Below are 16,948 nucleotides of genomic sequence, written 5' to 3' on the forward strand. Positions count from 1 at the left end.
GCCCCAAGCCTCGGGGTCGCGGCCGAGGGACCGCGCGGGCCGATGGGCGCCGGTACGGGCCGGTCGAACGCGAGAAGGGCGTCAATCCGACCTGGCCACGTGACCTGGTTGGGCGCGACCGCCTGCTGCCCGTGCACCTGTGGACCGGCACGCCACGCCCGGCCGATCGTCACTCCTCGTCGCCGTCCGGAGCGCCGGCCGCGGACCGCATCAGGCTGGTGACGAGGGTGGTGAACTCCTCGTCCGGCGTTTCTCCCCGGCGTTCGAGCTCTCCGTACCATTCGAGGGCTTCCATGATGGCCTCGGCAGCCACCAGCCGGTCCCGATCGGCGGCGATACGCACGACGCCGTACCGGCACAGCGCCAGGCCGAGTCCCGAGTCGTGCTCCCTACCTCCGCGTGGCAGCAGCTCCCGGTAGAGCTCGACGCTGCGGGCGGTGTGGGTCAGCGCCAGGTCATGCTGACCGAGCACGGAGGCGAGCAACCCGTGCTGGCCCTCCGCGCCCGCCAGCACGGGCAGCGCGTCCGACTCCCGGTCGGCACAGCGCCGCAGAACCGCCACGGCCCGTTCCGAATAGCTGAACGCGTCCTCGCGCCGGCCGGCGGCGAGGAACCGTTCGGTGACATCGATGAGCAGGGTCGCCAGCTGTGGCTCGTACGTCGTCGGGTCCAGGTCCGCGGCCGCCTGGTAGCCGTCGACCGCCTCGGCGCCATACGTGCAGGCGTCCTCGGCCCTGCCCAGCACCGCCGCAAGCCGCATGGTGCCGTCCAGCGTCTGCGACAGCGACATCAGATGCTCGCCGGGAGCGGCGCGGGCCACCAGTCGGAAGAACTCCACCGCCCCTCGGCAGGCCACCCACGCGGTTTCTACCTGGCCAACCGCCGCCCACAGCCTGTGCTCGGCGTACAACGCGGCGCCGATCTCGGTCAGGAAGTCAACCGGAGCGCTGCGCGCCGCCCGGCGCCCCGCTTGTTCGACGCTCTCGCCCTGGCGCGGGAACAGCGCTGCGATGGTCTGCTCGTAGTCGACGATGTCCTGGGCGGTGCTCCGGCAGAGCGCGGCGAAGCCGTCAGCCGCCGCACCGGCGCCGTGCGCCCCCACGTCCCGAGTGGCCGCGGGTGCGAGCAGCTCGGCCAACTTCGCCGACCGGCGCCCGGCAAAGGCCTCGACGACACCGGCACAGAAACGGTCCAGTTCGGCCAACGTCCGCCACGCCGACGCGGCGGGGCCGTCCTCGATCAGCAGCAGGGCAAGCTGGTAGCAGGACAGGGCGTACGAGGGCAGGAAGACGGACGGCTGCCGCTCCGCCATCCGGCGTCGGGCCTCCGCCGCGGACCGGGCGGCAGCCAGCGCCTCGGCGAGCTGACCTGCCGAGCGGCGGCTGGCGGCGAGGTTACTGTGCGCGGCAGCGAGGTTCCACGAGTGGCTGAGTGGGTCGACCTCGGCCCACGGCTCGACGAGGTCGGTCAGGACGTCGAAGTCTCCCGCCGCCGCAACGTCTCGGCCCGCCTGCCAGCTCCGTTCGCCGCGCTTGGCCACCAGGGCGGCGCGCCGGGCAGGATCATCCGTCTCCGGCAGTCGGTGGGTGACGATCCGGTCCGTGATGGCGGCCGCCGCCGACTCGTATCCAAGCTGCCTCCGCGCTGGCAGAACCTGGTCGACCGCCTCCAGGACGTCGATGGTCACCTCACCGAGCTCGGCGACCACGCGAACCGTAGCCGGACCGGCGCGCACGGCGAGGCCCGGCCGGCGCTCGAGTACGGCGTTGAGGCACGCGCCGGGCAGGTGTGTCCACCGCTCGGCGGCCGCGACCAGGAAGGTGACCGCGCGGGTGGCGGCGCGAACCTCGTCGGCTTCCGCGCCCAGGTCGGCCAGCCGGCTCACCATGCGGGTCGCCCAGGACTGGGCGGGGTAGTCCGCGTCGTGACCGGGGATCGTGAGGGCGAGGAAGTCCTCGGTCAGCCGGTCGGGGTACAACGGCTCCAGCACCGTGCCGGCAGCCGGCGGGTAGCAGGCGGCGTGGTCCGCGAGCGCGGCGGCGGTGTCGACCGACAGGTCTGGGCAGAGTGCGTCGACCAACCGGCGCCCGAACACGGTCGAGACCGGCCCGGCGAGTCCGGCCGCGAAGACGACCTGGTGCATTTCGGACGCTGGCGTCAGGTAGCCGCGCCGCCGGCCCCCGGTGAGTTCGTGCCCAGGGTGGCCGTACCGGTTGACCCAGTTCCAGTGCTCGCGGTCGAGCAGATAGCCGGTGAGCCCGCTCCGGTCCGGTGAGGGCCGGCGCCCGCTCTGGTGTGCGTCGACCGCCACCAACGCTGCCATGTGAATGTCGAGGACCGAGTCCATGCCTGGCTCGGACAGTAGCGCGGGCACTTTGATCCGCTCCGGTTCAGGCAGCTCGTACAGTGCGGCGAAGCGGTTCCGGGCCACGGTGAACAGCTCCACCCGCCGGGCTTCGACCGTCACCGGCTCCAGCGACTGGCTGGAGGTGGAGAACTGTTCGTTCCCCAATGCGCCCCGAAGCTCCCGCCACCCGTCGAGGCCGCGGGCGACCATCAGGATGCGCACCGGTACTGGGCTGTCGTGCAGCAGCGAGTTGGAAAGCAGGCAGGCCAGGTGATCGGGTGCCCAGCGGTCGGCGTAATCGACCAGCAGCAGCAGCCCGGCCGATCCCGCCAACCGAAGATCCTGACTGCCAGGCGGTGGGACGACCGTGCCGGGTCCGTGGGTCGCCACGAGAACTTTCCACCCCGCGGCTCGGGCCTGGGCGGCGAACCGGTCCGCCAAGCGGGTCTTGCCGGACCCACCCGGCGCGTACAGCCACCGCACCGCCCGGCCCGGTTGACTCTGCCGCCAGTGGTGTAGCCGGGCCACCTCGTCGTCCCGGCCGACGAAGTCGACCACGGCAAAACGGGCGTTGAGCATCCGGCTGGGCAGCTCACGAAGCCATCCCGGTTCGGCCGCTGGCGGCAGCCGCCAGTTCGACAGAAGGTAGACGGGCACTCCGCTGCCGAAGACGTGCAGGTCCGCGCCGATGACACCGAAGGCGAACCCGCCGTGCACCGTGAACTGTTGCACCGCCAGCGGGGTGTCGGACCCGTCCGTCACCGCGAGTCGCTCCCGCGCTTGGGACTGCGGCGCCGTCGCGGGCGGCTCGTGGCCGGATCGTCATCAGGACGGATCGGGTGGAGGTGAAGGTCCCCGTCCATGACCCCATACGCCTGCGAGCCCGAACCCGACGCCACGATCGACTGGTGCTTCCTCAGCGGCGAGGCGGGCGCCGTACCAGGCGCGGCAGCGACCTCCGGTGCGTCCGCACCGCTCCGGCCATGGTCGTCCTGGTCCGCTCCGCTCGAAGCGCGCCCGGTTCGCCGTAGTTGGGCGACCGCCACGAGAAGGCTCATGATTGCGACGAGCAGCGCCGCCGAGCCGGCCACCATGCTGAGTTCAGCGGTCCGATCCGCCCGCTGCGCCGGTGTCTTGGCCAGGTACGAGACCGCCGCAGACACCAACCAGGGCGCGATGGCGCCCACCGCGACGAATCCGGCCGCGCCAAGCGCGAGCCACCAACCGCGGCGTCCTCGCCGGATAGACGGGGTCATAACGCGACTCCAGGATGACAAGCGATCACCGGCGAGCTCGGGGTGGACCGATCACAGTAACCGGCCCAAGACCAAGGGTAGCGACACTGTCGACTGTCCGCGTGGACGGGCAGGGCAGTACCTGCGTGGGCTGGTTTCGGCCAGGCCCTGGCGCGTGAGGGTGATCGACGCCGGCCGCGACGAGGTTCTGCCCCAGCGCCCGCTCCCCCACCCGTGCGGACGCGTACGATGGGCGCGGCTTCGATGTAGGTCTGGAGGTGTCGGTGCCCGACCCGAGTTCCCCGTCACCGTCGGTCGAGGGTGTCGCCACCCGGATCGACACCACGGTGCCGCACCCGGCCCGCCGTTACGACTACCTGCTCGGCGGCAAGGACAACTTCGCCGCCGACCGCAAGTCGGCCGAGGCGATGCTGAAGGTCTACCCGAGCGCCCGAATGGCCGTGCAGGAGAACCGCCGGTTCCTCCGCCGGGCGGTGAGTTACCTGGCCCGGGAGGCCGGGGTGCGGCAGTTCCTCGACATCGGCACCGGCATCCCCTCGGTGGACAACACCCACGAGGTGGCACAGTCGATCGCTCCCGAGTCGCGGATCGTCTACGTGGACAACGACCCGATCGTGCTGGCGCACGCGCGGGCGCTGTTGACCAGCACCGCGCAGGGGCGTACCGCCTATCTGGACGCCGACCTGCGGCGGCCGCGGGAGATCCTCCACCACCCGGGCCTGCTCGGCACGCTCGACCTGGAGCGGCCGGTGGCGGTGCTGCTGGTGGCGATCATGCACTTCATCGTCGACGAGGACGACCCGTACGGCCTGGTCGAGGAGCTGCTCGCGCCGCTGCCCTCCGGTAGCGCGCTGGTGATGACGCACTTCACCAACGACTTCCTGCCGCCGGAGCAGGCCGCCAAGATCGAGGCGGCCTGGCGAGAGAACCCGGCGAACGGGCAGGGCCGGGCCCGCAACTCCGACGAGATCCGCCGGTTCTACACCGACCTGGATCTGGTGTCGCCAGGGATCGTGCCGCTCGCCGAGTGGCGGGCCGAGTCGGAACCGCAACCCCGGCCCAGCGCACGCGACGTCACCGCCTACGGCGTCGTCGGCCGCAAACCCTGACGCCGCCGGTCGACCCCGGCCAGCCCGAGCCCACCGCGCCCCGCCGGGCGGCAGCAGCCGCGGCAGCAGTGTGGCCCGCTCCCGTCACTGCTGCTGGTCGGAGACGATCATCGTCGACCAGGAGCGGATGGGCGCCGAATCCGATGCGCGTGCGTCATGCCGTAGTGGGCGGGTCAGCACCGGAGCGTGGGGTTCGGGCCGGGTGGTTGTCAGGGTTTGCCGGAGGTAGTGCGGGTATCGGCGGTGGTCGCCGCCCAGCTGGCCAGCAGGCGGAGGGCTTCGTGCGCCGGGGTGTCGGGTGGGGCGCTGTAGGCGACCATGGTGAGGCCGGGGTCGGCGGGTAGCGGCATGGCTTCGAAGGTGAGGTCGAGCCGGCCGACGGCCGGGTGGTGGAACTGTTTGGCGCCGGTGTGGTGCAGGCGGACGTTGTGCGCGGCCCAGCGGGTGCGGAACTCGTCGCTGCGGGTGGCGAGTTCGCCGACCAGGTCGGTGAGGGCTTTGTCGAAGGGGTCGCGGCCGGCTTCGGTGCGCAGCACTGCGACCGTGATGTTGGCGGCGTCCTCCCAGTCGGCGTAGAGCTCTTCGGCCCGGGGGTCGAGGAAGCAGAACCTGGCCAGGTTGACCGGCCGGTCCGGGGTGTCGAAGGCCGGTGCGAACAGGGCCTGGCCGAGCTGGTTGGCGGCGAGGATGTCCAGGCAACGGTTGCGGACGAACGCGGCGGCCTGGGTCATGGCGTCGAGCAGGTTCTGCACGCTGGGCCGGATCTGCTGTTTGGCCGGGCGTCGCCGGGTACGCAGGGTGGTGTTGGCCGCGCGGGCGAGGTCGCGCAGGTGGGAGCGTTCGGCGTCGTCGAGCTGCAGGGCGCGGGCGATGGCGTCCAGGACGCTGTCGGAGACGCCGGACAGGTTGCCGCGTTCCAGGCGGGTGTAGTAGTCGGGGCTCACGCCAGCCAGCAACGCGACCTCGGCGCGGCGTAGCCCGGCAACGCGGCGGGTGCCCCCGAAGGAGGGCAGGCCGGCCTGCTCTGGGGTGATCCTGGCACGCCGGGAGGCCAGGAACTCGCGAACCTCGTCCCGGGTGTCCATGACAACCACGCTACGACCCCTTGCCCCGTCGAGAGGGGTTCTGTCATTACCTGTCTCGGCAAGCCCTCCCGCCGGATGCTGTCAGCAGGTTTCCTGGAATGCGTCAAGCGTGACCCGCGGTCGTCACCGCTGGCCAGACCCACCTGGCCTGCTACGCCGGCTGACCGAAGGTGACGAGCGCGATGACCGTCACCAAGCAGGTCTTCGCGGCGACCGAACCCCTCCACCACCCGGACGCTCCGGATCCCGGCGCGTTCACCCCACTGTCGGAAGGAATCAGCTCTCATGCGAGGAGCAGTGCTCTACGCCCCCGGCGACGTACGCGTCGAGGACCGTCCGGACCCGACCATCGAGCAGCCCACCGACGCCGTCATCCGGTTGGCTGCAACCTGCGTGTGCGGCTCTGACCTGTGGCCGTACCGGGGCATCCAGCAGATAACCGAGCCACGGCCGATGGGCCACGAGTACGTCGGCATCGTCGAGGAGGTCGGCAGCGCGGTCCGCACCGTGCGGCCCGGGCAGTTCGTGATCGGCTCGTTCTTCGCCTCGGACAACACCTGCGAAATCTGCCGGGCCGGCTACCACACTCACTGCGTACACCGGCAGCTCGCCAGCCCCACCGGTGCGCAGGCCGAGTACGCGCGGATCGCGCTGGCCGACGGCACCCTGATCGCCACTCCGGACATGCCTGCCGAGGACCTGATCCCCAGCCTGCTCGCCGCCTCCGATGTGCTGGGCACCGGCTGGTTCGGCGCCGCCGCCGCCCAGGTCGGCCCCGGAAAGACCGTCGCCGTCGTCGGCGACGGCGCCGTCGGCCTGCTCGGCGTGCTGGCCGCCAGGCAGTCGGGCGCGCAGCGGATCATCGCGATGAGCCGGCACGAGTCCCGGCAGAAGCTGGCGCTGGAGTTCGGCGCGACCGACATCGTCACCGAACGCGGCGACGAGGGCGTGGCCCGGATCAAGGAACTCACCAACGGGCTCGGCGCGCACTCGGTCATCGAGGCCGTCGGCACCCAGGAATCCATGATGCAGGCGATCCGATCCGCCCGTGCCGGCGGGCACGTCGGATACGTCGGCATCGCGCACGGTGTCGAACTGCCCGGCGACGAGCTGTTCTTCTCCGGCGTGCACCTGCACGGCGGACCCGCCCCGGTGCGCCGCTTCCTGCCCGAGCTGATCGAACTGATCTACAACCGGAGCATCGACCCCGGCAAGGTCTTCGACCTCACCCTGCCGCTGGAACAGGCCGCCGACGGCTATCGGGCGATGAACGAACGCCGCGCGATCAAGACGCTGCTGCGCCCCTGACCGACCCGACTCACCGAGCAGACGTGTCGGACGGTGGTCCGCCCGCACCAGCACGGTTGACGGTGGCGGAGGTACGACGCCGGGTGCGCGCCGACCCGGAACCGATGACGACGTCCCGGCCGGTCGATATCGGGTACGACGATGACGCGGTCCTCCTCGAACAGCGCGGCGAGGCGGTCGTCATCGTCGGGTACAGCGTCGGCGGCGACGAGGGAGACCCCATCGACACGCCGGCTTCATCCGAAGTCGGCGTGTCGATGGTCGAGTATCTGCTACTCGCCGGCACCGGCGGGGATCGGGAGTGCTGTGTCTCTGAAGGATTTCTCTCGGTCAGTCCGGAGGGTGGCCTGAAGCACTCCCGTGGCCCGCCGGCCACAGTCCGAGGAGAGCGCGGGCGCTGAATACCCGATCCTCCGCTTGCGCGGAGGTACCGAATCGAACGGAATAGCAGGAAGCGCCCGCATAGCCTCGGCTGTCGCCGCTCACAGAGGGATCAGCTCAGCGAGCCGGTCCAGTGTATATGCCTCCGATCCGTCCGGCAGGTCCTCGGGCGCCTCGATGCCGATGAACGTGACCGGCTCGTCCGGCAACCGGCCGTTCCACGTCATCACCTCGGTCCGGTCACGCCAGCGGTCGACAAGGTAGGACACGGTGAGGTATCGCCGCTCCATCAGTGCCCGTACCCGGTCGGCGGTGGTGAACGTGTTCTCCTCCACACGGTTGAACGACGGCGCACCCCGCAGGTACAGGTGCAGCCACACGGCCTGCCAGCCACGCTCGCGCCTGGCGAACACCATCGGCAGCGCGACTCGGCCCTGGCCGCGCAGGTGCGAACGCGCCCGCACGGTGCGGGCGTCGAACGGGAGGCCGCGCTGGTCCGTGGTGCGGGTCTGGTACCCGAACATCGACTCGGCGACGTCATCGAACGACTCGCCCGCATAGATGTAGACCTGCGGAACCACATAGTGCCCGTCGACTGTCAGGGGCACGTCGATGAACTCGGTCGCACCGTTCGTCGCGTCGGTGATGTCGCCGGAATGCACCACGCCGGCGTGGCGGTAGTTCGTCCAGGACACCTGGCCCACGGTGTGGAACTCGTCATCGAGCAGCAGCACCGACAGGTCGTAGTCGGTGCGACGATTGGTCTGGCGCCAGTACGTGAAGAAGCGAAGTAGCTCACCGGATACCGAGGCCCGCGAGCCCCTCGGCAGCACCGCGAACCCGCCTTCGGCCGCCTTGCTGGACAGCGGCAGTGCGACGTCGAGCACCTCCGGGTCCACCACCAGCGGTCGGTCCGATTCCGGCAGCCGGGCGCCGATCTCCGCGTCGAGCAGTGCCGACAACTCGGCCACCACCTCGGCTGGCAGCGGTGGTCGCTCGTCCGGCCCGACCCACGCGCGCCGCGAGCGGCCCACGTACATCCGGGCGGACGCGGGCGTCAGCCGGTTGCCGACATGCTCCCGCAGCGAACAGAGCAGCCGGCCCGACGCCGAGCCGAGCGCACCCGTGACTGCTTCGACCACGACGGTTCGCTCCGACGCCGACGCCTGCCGCAGCAACCGGTCCGCGGATCGCAGCAGCAGGCCCGGCGCAGCCGACAGCACCGACGCGGCCGGGCCGATGGCTCCGGCGCGGATCGCCGCCTCCGCCCGGCCGGCGAGGTTGGGTACCCGCCGCTCGCCACGGGCGACCGCGAACACCTCCCGGGCGTGCGGCAACTCGGCGTACTCGTGCGGGTGCAGCCGCTCCCCGAGCCGCTTCCACCGCTCCGCGTAGCGCACGACGTCGCCGAGCTTCTCCGGGCTCGCACCGACGACCTCGTTCAGCGCGGCCAGCAGGATCCGCCGCTCCCGGCGCCGGAAGGCACGAAACCGGGTGGGTGTCACGAGCGAGGCGTCCCCGCCGGAGACCTGGCAGGCAAGGCGCAGCACATCGGTCGTAGTGTCCACGGCAACCAGCGGCCGCCCCAGGACGAGCCGGATCCCGTTGAGTACGGCACGGTTCTCCCGCACCGGGATCTCGGCCGGCTGCGTGCCGTCCACGCAGGCGACCGCGAGCTCGCCGAGGATCGCGAGGTCCGCCTCGCCGTGTGGCGTCGAGCTACCGGCCAGGGCCAGATAGAGCCGCGCTGCCTCCACCTCGGCGGTGTCGCCGAGACGCAGCAAGGTCACCCGGTCACCGGCCCCGGTGATCAGCGCGTCGTGCGCGGCCAACAGCTCGGCGTAGCTGTGCTGGTAGGCGCCGTAGCCCGGCAGGTCGAGCAGGTTCACCCCACCCGAGACGACCGCGTCCCGCAGCTGCGCGTCGGTCGCCGTGCCGCCGCCGGTGAGCACGGCCGCCCGCAGCCGCTCCATCCAGAACTCGACGGTGTCCGGCACACCGTCCGGGAAGCCGATGAAATAGGCGTTGTGCTGGACATGGTCGCCGACCAGTTCGCGCACCGCAGACACGACCGTGGCGGCGAGATCCAGCGCCGGCCCGGGGGCCAGGGCACCGACGTGTTCCAGCAAAGCCCGCGACGCCGAGAACCCGACGTCGAGCAGCGCCGCATCCAGTTGCCGGGCCACCGCCGTGCCGTCGCCAACCGCGCCGGTGCTCGCCGGCACGCGCAGTGTCTTCTGGATAATCAGCTTCTCAAGCACGCGGTCCTCCATTCCGCTGGTTGCGACCCCGACAAAACAGCAGACCGGACGCCGACCCGGGAGTCGACTCCGGCAGTTGCCGGCTTGCAGCCGCGGCACAAGTGGGTCGCCGGGGACTCGAACCCCGAACCCTTCGAGCCAACTAGGAGAAGGAAGCCCGCCCATAACCGCACAGGCGGAAAGCGGACGCGCTACTCAGTCGAATGCTCTGCCAGTTGAGCTAGCGACCCAGATGCCGATCATCGCACGGACCGAGTCGGCAAGACTATCGGGTTTCGCCTTCCACCGGTCCCCGGCGACCCGTCCCGCCCGCGGGCCCGGTCCGGTCGTCCGGCCCGCTCTCGGCGGGCGGTTGTCCTAGCCCTACCGCTCCGGCATCGACTCGCCTAGATTTTCTCCTGGCAGAATCGATCGTCCTCCTCGGACGGTCGCCCGCACGGGGCCCGGCACGGGGTCGAGACGGACCGAGGAGGACGCGTGGCCGAGTACGACACGTTCGCCGACCAGTACGACCAGGCGTTCACGCTCTTCCCGTTCCGTACCCACATCGAGGCGTACTCCCTGCTCAAGCGGGTCGGTGAGGTACGGGGCCAGGCATGGCTCGACGTTGCCTGCGGCAGCGGCCCCTATGCCCGGGCCCTGCGCCGACGGGGCGCCACCCGGGTGGTCGGCGTCGACATCTCCGCGGAGATGCTCCGCGTCGCCCGGGCCGCCGAGGAGGCCGACCCGCTGGGCATCGAGTACGTCCAGCACGATGTCGGCGACATGCCGGTGCTCGGCAGCTTCGACGGTGCCATCGGCTCCTACCTGCTGCACTACGGCAGGACCGAGGAGCACCTGCGGGCCATGTGCCGCAACATCGCAGCCAGCCTGCGTCCGGGCGGCCGCCTCGTCACGTACCAGCTCAACCCGGCCTTCTCCCGCCGGCCCGACTACTACCTGCCGTACGGCTCGGAGATCTTCCTCGACCCGGACGCGCCGCTGACGGACGGGGACACCGTCCCGTTCCGCATCACCGTCCCCGGTTTCCGCAGCCCCGAGGTGACCGCCTACTACTGGACCCGGGCGACCCTCGACGACGCGCTGCGGGCGGCCGGCTTCACGGTGATCCGCTGGGTCATGCCGGAACTCTCACCCGAGGCGGCCCAGGGAGCAGATCCGGAGCAGTGGCACGACTACCTCGCCGAACCGCTCTGCGTCGTCATCGAGTGCGTCAAGGGTCCGGCGACGCCGGCCTGACCACCCGACGCCGCGATCGCACGTCGGCCTGCTCCGGTCGGTCCGGGCCGACGCACTCCGGACATCCCCCGACCGGGCTCCAGCCGCACGGCGACATGCTGGCGCACCTCCCCTACCTCGGCCCACCCAACGCCAGGTCGTGACCAGCCGGATCCGTGCGCCCCGGCGACGGCCGGTGGTAGCGCTGGCGCCTGGAGCCGCTCCGCTGTCCGGCACGCCGCCGCCAACACCACCAGCTCCGTCAGCCGCTGGCGTCCCAGCCGCCGAGGCTCATGTTCACCACGGGGGCGCGGCTCGCGGCCCATTCCATCGCCGCGATCACCCACCCTCAGGGATGGACCGGACGAACGCGCCGCGGCCGACCAGGCCGACAGCGACCGGAGAAAATCGGCGCCCGTCGCCTTCGAACGGCGCGGCATTAGGACGGCTGTTGGCCTTCGCCCGGGTAGGCGATGATCTTCAGGTGTCGATCCGGTGGTCCGCAGTTCGTGCGGTATCTCCGCGAGGGCCGGTGCGGGGCGGGTCCCGACCGCAACAGATGCGCTCCGAAGAGCGCATCTGTCCACAACGGCGGTCAGACCGGCAGGGTGCGCAACCGTGGCAGGGCCGCGATGGCCACGCCGCGGCTGGTCAGGGCGTCGGTGTTGGCGATCGCCCGCTCGTAGGGGACGCGCGGCTCGGGCCGGCCGGGCAGGTAGCCGATCAGCCGCATGTCGGTGCCGACCTTGCCGGGGTAGGCCTCGCAGGTGATGTAGACGGGGTAGATGTGGCGCGGGTTGTCGTCGAACTCCCAGCGATGCGAACACGACGGGACCAGCTTGACGACCAGCGTCTCGTAGCTGCGGATCTGGTCGCGCACCAGCAGATCGATGCCGTTGACCAGATTGGCCCGGGCCCGGGCGCCGATCGCGATCGCGTAGATCTCGGCGATCGCGAGACCGATCGCGTCGGCGGCCGGCCGGCTCTGCACCGCCTCCAGGTACGCAGTGGCCAAGGCGGCGCAACTGGTGGCGTTCTGCGCCCACAGCTGCCGCACCGTGGGGCTCATGTTGTCGATGTCGCTGAACTCGATGGTGTGGGTACGGGCGCACGCCTTGACCTCGGCGCTGGCGAGCCCGTCGATGTGGTTGAGGATCTCCTGTTCGGACGCCTCGACCGCGGCGATGATCTGCCGGACCGCCGCGTCCAGGTCGCCGGAACCGCCCCCGCTGTTCAGCGCCGCCCCGGCCACCGCGATGATCGCGCCGACCCAGTCGAAGGCCATGATGCTCACGTCGCCGCCGGTCGTCCGCGGGGTCTCCGCGGCCGCCGGCCGGGCCGCCCCGGCGACGCCGACGGCGACCGCAACGGCGCCCGCCACGACTGCCCGCACCAGCTTCGCACGCATGGCGACACCTCCTTTCCAATGCCCGGCGGACGGAGGTCGCCCGCCGCGCAAAGGTTGCCAGGCATGGACGTAGCTGTCTTCGTCATCGGTGACAAGTCCCACCCGTCCCGGCACCGCCGCGACTGTCACATCTGACAACGACCCGACCTACCGCAGCATCACGTGGGACGGGGTCGACGTACCGTCGGCCGTCGCGCCGCCGTCCGCTGATTGCTCGTCCGAACCCACCCGAGGGCGTGTCGCCGGAGGACCGGCGGCACGCCCTCGTCTGTGAATCAGGAGTACGTCGGTGGAATGTAGCTAGTGGTCGCGTTTACGAAGCACATCGCCTCGGTGGGATACTCCTGGGAAGGTCCGGACATGATGCAGTCGCTCCACGGCGGCCCAGTCCAGTACCACGGTGTGGGAAGCAGCATGGTCACCGTTTCCCTGCTGTAGTAGGTCCCCGAGCAGACCTGGCCGGGTTGGACGCAGTAGGCTCGTTTGCCGGACGGACCTGGATAGTTGCAGTTGTCGCACTCCGCCAACTCGGCTCGGTCGTGCACCCGGCCGGTGATGTAAAGCTCACCGAGGACGGACAGATGCGCCATCGCCTCCCCTGGTTGGAGAGGTGTGCAATAGACCTCGGAGTTGTGGTCCGTGACCGAATCCGTGAGGATGTTTTCCACGTAGTAGGCGGTTATGTGGTAAACAGTGTCGCCGGCACAGCCGCCTCCGGGCGGATCGGCCGCGACCTGTTGGGTTGCCGCGCCTCGCCGGACGCCGATCTTGCTTGCGACGTCGTCGACCTTGAATGTTTTCTTGAACGTCCAGGTCTTCGTTTGGACCTGGCCGCTGGTCTGACTTCCGGTCTGGTTGGCGGAGGCAAGCGAAGGAGTTGCCACCACGGCCAGGATGGCGGCCATGACAACGCCCAAACTTGCCCATCCGCGACTCTTACGAAGATGCATGTTCGCTCCGCGCTGACGAGTGGTAAGGCAGTGGTCCCCGGGGTTCGATCCTTGGCGGGCTCCGCAGGACAACTAGACCACAGTGCTACTTACAGATCCCTTTCAATCGCCTCACACCGCCGCCGACAGCGAATCACTCGCAAATCGGCTGGCTCAAGCACCGGCTGTCCGACATCGTCCACAAGGAGATGCTCAAAGACGCGGAAAAGGTGGGGACGGCTCTTCGGAACAGTCACTCGCGGACGAGCGCGGAGCCGGTGTCCATCGGCCGGCGGATTCAACCCCAGCGGGCCAGCAGGGCGGCGCAGTAGGCGTTGACGTCCTGCGGGGCGACCGGGGTACGAAGGCGTTCCACCTCGGCCACCGCGTCAGCCACCGGGTCGGCCCACTGCCGGAGGAAGATCCAGCCCCCGGCATGCGACTGGTGCCGGACGTCGCCGGTCGGGCCAATGCCGCTGACATCGCGGCGCAACTCCGGGCGGCCCCAGCGCCGCCGGTAGACGTTCCGGACGAAGGTGCCGGCCAGCAGCCGCATGTCGTCGTCGGTGAAGACCCGGGGCAGCGCCGGGGTCGCGTGGTAGAGGCGGGCGAAGTCGATGTCGATGAGCGCGTGGGTGACGTCCTCCGGCCGGGGCACCGCCCGGTACCCGGGCCGGTAGCGCGACACGTCGGTCTCCGGATCACCAGTCGGCTGCCAGCCCCGGTGGACGTGCCCGAACGACGGCCAGTACGGCCAACTGAACGCGCCGCCCTCGGCCCGCAGTTGCCGGCGCAGAGTCCGGGCCACGGCGGCGGCCCGGTCGACGTACCCCCGGTCCCCGGTCACGGCCGCGAGCTGGATCAGCGCCCGGCCGACCGCGAGGAACTCATTGGTGGGCAGTTCGGCACCGGCGAACGACACGGGCTCGTCCGGCAGCCAGGTGTAGTAGCCCTCGCCCTCGGCGGAGAGCCGCCACTGCTCGTCGTGCACGTCGAGCGCCTCGTGCACGCCGGCCAGGTAATCGTCGACCCGGGCGGCGACCCCGGCCGGAACGAGGTCCGGCCGTTCGCGGGCGAGCCGGGCGAGCCCGGCTATCGGAAAGGTGATCATCCCGGTCTGCGCCGCCAGCCCCACCCGGGCCGGCTGGACCCGATAGCTGCCGGGGCGGAGCCGGCGGGCGGGGTCGGCGGCACCGGCCGGCTCCGGTCCGGGCAGCAGCCGCACCGTCGTGCCGTCCTGCCAGGTGTACTGCTGGTAGGCGATCCGGTCGGCCCGTCGCGCACCGGCGGGATCCAGGTCGAGCCCGGTCAGTACGGTCTCCGGGCGGCCCGGCTCGGCCCGGCGTACGGTGAGGGTGAAGGTGCTCTCGACGTCGGGCGTGACGGTGACGGTGGCCCGGAACGCGTGCGGCGGGCAGACCCGCACCTCCAGCGCGGGAGCGCCCCGCAGATCCGGCACGGTGGCGGTGGCCACGGTGAACCTGCCCGACGACCCCCAGACCGGCAGGACACGCCCACGGAAGTCCGGGACACCCCGAACCGAGTCCCGGACGCCCAGCACGAGGTCGACGGTCCGGGCGAGCCGGTGGACGTACTCGGGATCGCCGGTGGTCTCGGCCATCACCAGGTAGCTCTGCATCCGCCAGGAGCTGCCCCAGCCGACGGCACCGGCCTCGTTGTGCTCCGGGCTCGGCCGTCCGGCCAGTTCGGCGTCGATTTCCTCGAACCGGGCCCGGCGCTGACTCGCGGTCGGTGGAGTGCCGCGGCGCCGGGCTGTCCAGAGCATCGACGGATGCTATCAGGAACCGGCGCGCCGGAAGGTTACTCCTGGCGACCGGCCGGCCGGTACCGGAGCTGCGCGAGCGGTTGCTGGCACGTGATCCGCTGTTCGTGGCGAGCCACTGGGTGCTGGCCGGTGCCGCCGTGGTCGGCGTCATCGTTGCGCTGGCCGCCGTCCGCCCCTCGAGCACGGCCCTGCCTCGTCGGCCGGAACCGTAGGTCGGCCTGCCGATGAACGGGTACCGCGGCACCGAGTGGACGCGGTGCCGCCGGTGTCTTGGGCCGCGCGTCAGCCACGGTCAGTTGCCCGCTGACAGCTGCCCGCATGCGGGTTACTTGTTGATCCTCAGGTGTTCGTCGAGGGCCGCGACGAGCCTGTTGGTCAGGCTGGGCGCGGTGTTGGTGGTCCACTGCTGTACGAGCGTGAGGAAGCTGCTGAGCTGCTGTTGGGCCGAGATGAGCAGGCTCGGCAGTTCATTGAGAGGGATCTCGATGAACTGGGAATCGTCCTGGTCGCTCTGCCGGAGGCAGATGGCCTGATCATGGTGTTCGAGCTGGGGCGTCGGGTCGTGACCGAGCCAGAGGTCTTGTCCACGGGCCACGTCCCACCAGTCGCGCCAGTTCTCCAGGCCGAAACAGCAACCGGGTGCGACCTGGACGTGGGTGGTGGTGTCGCGGAAACATAGTCCGCCCGGAGCGATCAGGGCTTCGGCTTCGGCCAGGTGCTCGTCCAAGAGATCCGCTGTCAGGTCGCGGACAGAGTCGACCGAGATCCGGTTGTAGCTGAAGATGACTGCTATCGCCGTTCCGACTTCGGCCGGCGACATCTGGCCGGAGAGCACCAGGCGGCGGTCGCTGGAGGGCTCGGCGATCGGCCAAGCGGTGAACTCCAGCACGTCGTAGGTTTCCAGGACGACATCGACAACCAGCACGTCCGCAAGTATCCCGCTATCCCAGGGTCGCCGGGCGACCCACTGGCCGAGGACCGGATCCGCGAGGTCGTGGCGGAGTTCGGCGCCATCGTGTATGTCGTCCGGTGGTGCGGTCTCCGCGACAGGAACCTGCGTCTCCGATGCGGCGGGTTCACGGCGACACCGCGCCGGTCGCTGTCCGACCAGTCGAGCAGCGCCGACGCAGGTGCCGCCCCAAGCCCGGCGACGTGCCCTGGTCGCTTCAGTTGGTCCAGATGACCGGGCCGTCGCGGTACTCGTCGCCTTCGTCGAACTTCGCGGCCGTGACAGGCGTGCCGTTCGTGGCGCTGAGCGAGCAGGTCTCGTACGACGCACCCTTGGTGGTGAAGTCCTTGGGCGCGCTCTCCCGGTCGCACTTGCCCGGGATCTCACCGATCAGCACGACGCCAGTGCCGGCGCCACCGTCCAGCACACCGTCCAGCTTCAGCGACGTGTACGACAGGTCGGTGCCGCCGACGTTCTCCACCTTCATCTTGATGAAGTAGGGCGTCATACCCTTTGCCTTCGCGCCGAAGGCGGCCATGTCGGCCGTGGCGCCCTTCTCGATCGCCGTGACGGTCACGGCGATGGTGCCCTTCTTCTTGCTCGTGTACTCGAACGGCAGGACTGCCCTGCCGCCGACCTTGAGTTTTGTGCCCGGCGCGGTGACGTCACCCTCGACGGGAACGGCACTGTCGTCACCGCCGCCGGCGGCCGCGCTCGGGCTGCTCGACCCGGACGGGACTGGGGCCGCCGCCGGCGAGTCCTGCACCGCTGGCCCCTCCCCGTCGCTACCACAGGCCGAGAGCCCGAGCCCGATGGTGGCCAGAACAGCCGCGATCACGGTACGTCCCTTGTGCACTTCTACCTCACCGGTAACCAGAGCTGTCCGCTACGACAGCCTTGAACGTTCGATT

12 protein-coding genes and 1 tRNA gene are annotated in these 16,948 nt (G+C 70.5%); 4 read left to right on the forward strand and 9 right to left on the reverse strand.

Annotated elements, in window-relative coordinates:
- Window positions 1–169: 169 nt before the first annotated feature.
- On the reverse strand, window positions 170–3,109 hold the full coding sequence (locus ACQEVC_RS42175; protein WP_432889666.1) for a hypothetical protein: 2,940 nt from the start codon (window positions 3,107–3,109) through the stop codon (window positions 170–172).
- Between the two features lie 757 nt (window positions 3,110–3,866).
- Between ACQEVC_RS42175 and ACQEVC_RS42180 the strand changes: the two genes are divergently transcribed.
- On the forward strand, window positions 3,867–4,712 hold the full coding sequence (locus tag ACQEVC_RS42180; protein ID WP_432889668.1) for an SAM-dependent methyltransferase: 846 nt from the start codon (window positions 3,867–3,869) through the stop codon (window positions 4,710–4,712).
- A 209-nt stretch (window positions 4,713–4,921) separates the two neighbouring features.
- On the opposite strand, the gene ACQEVC_RS42185 is transcribed toward ACQEVC_RS42180, so the two are convergent.
- Window positions 4,922–5,797: a helix-turn-helix transcriptional regulator gene (locus tag ACQEVC_RS42185; protein ID WP_432889670.1), complete on the reverse strand. Its 876-nt coding sequence runs from the start codon at window positions 5,795–5,797 to the stop codon at window positions 4,922–4,924.
- Between the two features lie 285 nt (window positions 5,798–6,082).
- Here ACQEVC_RS42185 and ACQEVC_RS42190 point away from each other — a divergent pair, with 285 nt between their 5' ends.
- Together ACQEVC_RS42190 and ACQEVC_RS42195 are read left to right on the forward strand one after the other, a co-directional pair.
- Window positions 6,083–7,105, forward strand: a complete 1,023-nt coding sequence (locus tag ACQEVC_RS42190; RefSeq protein WP_432889672.1) for a zinc-dependent alcohol dehydrogenase family protein — start codon at window positions 6,083–6,085, stop codon at window positions 7,103–7,105.
- A gap of 83 nt (window positions 7,106–7,188) precedes the next feature.
- Window positions 7,189–7,506 carry a hypothetical protein gene (locus ACQEVC_RS42195; RefSeq protein ID WP_432889674.1) on the forward strand — a complete coding sequence of 106 codons (318 nt, stop codon included), beginning with the start codon at window positions 7,189–7,191 and terminating at the stop codon, window positions 7,504–7,506.
- 81 nt (window positions 7,507–7,587) lie between these two features.
- Here the strand turns inward: ACQEVC_RS42195 and ACQEVC_RS42200 are convergent, their stop codons facing one another.
- On the reverse strand, window positions 7,588–9,747 hold the full coding sequence (locus ACQEVC_RS42200; protein WP_432889676.1) for a hypothetical protein: 2,160 nt from the start codon (window positions 9,745–9,747) through the stop codon (window positions 7,588–7,590).
- A gap of 102 nt (window positions 9,748–9,849) precedes the next feature.
- Window positions 9,850–9,977 (reverse strand) — tRNA-OTHER (locus ACQEVC_RS42205).
- 247 nt (window positions 9,978–10,224) lie between these two features.
- On the opposite strand from ACQEVC_RS42205, the gene ACQEVC_RS42210 reads away from it, so the two are divergent.
- Window positions 10,225–10,986 (forward strand): class I SAM-dependent methyltransferase, encoded by a 762-nt coding sequence (locus tag ACQEVC_RS42210; RefSeq protein ID WP_432889678.1) that lies wholly within the window; start codon window positions 10,225–10,227, stop codon window positions 10,984–10,986.
- Between the two features lie 574 nt (window positions 10,987–11,560).
- On the opposite strand, the gene ACQEVC_RS42215 is transcribed toward ACQEVC_RS42210, so the two are convergent.
- The 5 genes from ACQEVC_RS42215 to ACQEVC_RS42235 all read right to left on the reverse strand — a co-directional run bounded on the left by ACQEVC_RS42215 (window position 11,561) and on the right by ACQEVC_RS42235 (window position 16,875).
- Window positions 11,561–12,373 (reverse strand): hypothetical protein, encoded by an 813-nt coding sequence (locus ACQEVC_RS42215; protein WP_318399600.1) that lies wholly within the window; start codon window positions 12,371–12,373, stop codon window positions 11,561–11,563.
- 275 nt (window positions 12,374–12,648) lie between these two features.
- A complete protein-coding gene (locus ACQEVC_RS42220) occupies window positions 12,649–13,278 on the reverse strand; it encodes a hypothetical protein (RefSeq protein ID WP_432889680.1) in 630 nt (209 codons plus the stop codon).
- A gap of 322 nt (window positions 13,279–13,600) precedes the next feature.
- The gene (locus ACQEVC_RS42225; protein ID WP_432889682.1) at window positions 13,601–15,088 is read right to left on the reverse strand and encodes a hypothetical protein; all 1,488 of its coding nucleotides are present in this window, start codon (window positions 15,086–15,088) and stop codon (window positions 13,601–13,603) included.
- Window positions 15,089–15,413: 325 nt separating this feature from the next.
- Window positions 15,414–16,013, reverse strand: a complete 600-nt coding sequence (locus ACQEVC_RS42230) for a hypothetical protein (protein ID WP_432889684.1) — start codon at window positions 16,011–16,013, stop codon at window positions 15,414–15,416.
- 241 nt (window positions 16,014–16,254) lie between these two features.
- Window positions 16,255–16,875, reverse strand: coding sequence for a hypothetical protein (locus tag ACQEVC_RS42235; RefSeq protein ID WP_432889686.1), 621 nt, complete (start codon window positions 16,873–16,875; stop codon window positions 16,255–16,257).
- Window positions 16,876–16,948 lie beyond the last annotated feature (73 nt).

Origin of the sequence: Plantactinospora sp. CA-294935, from assembly GCF_050936445.1 — a bacterium.
Lineage (GTDB): Bacteria > Actinomycetota > Actinomycetes > Mycobacteriales > Micromonosporaceae > Plantactinospora.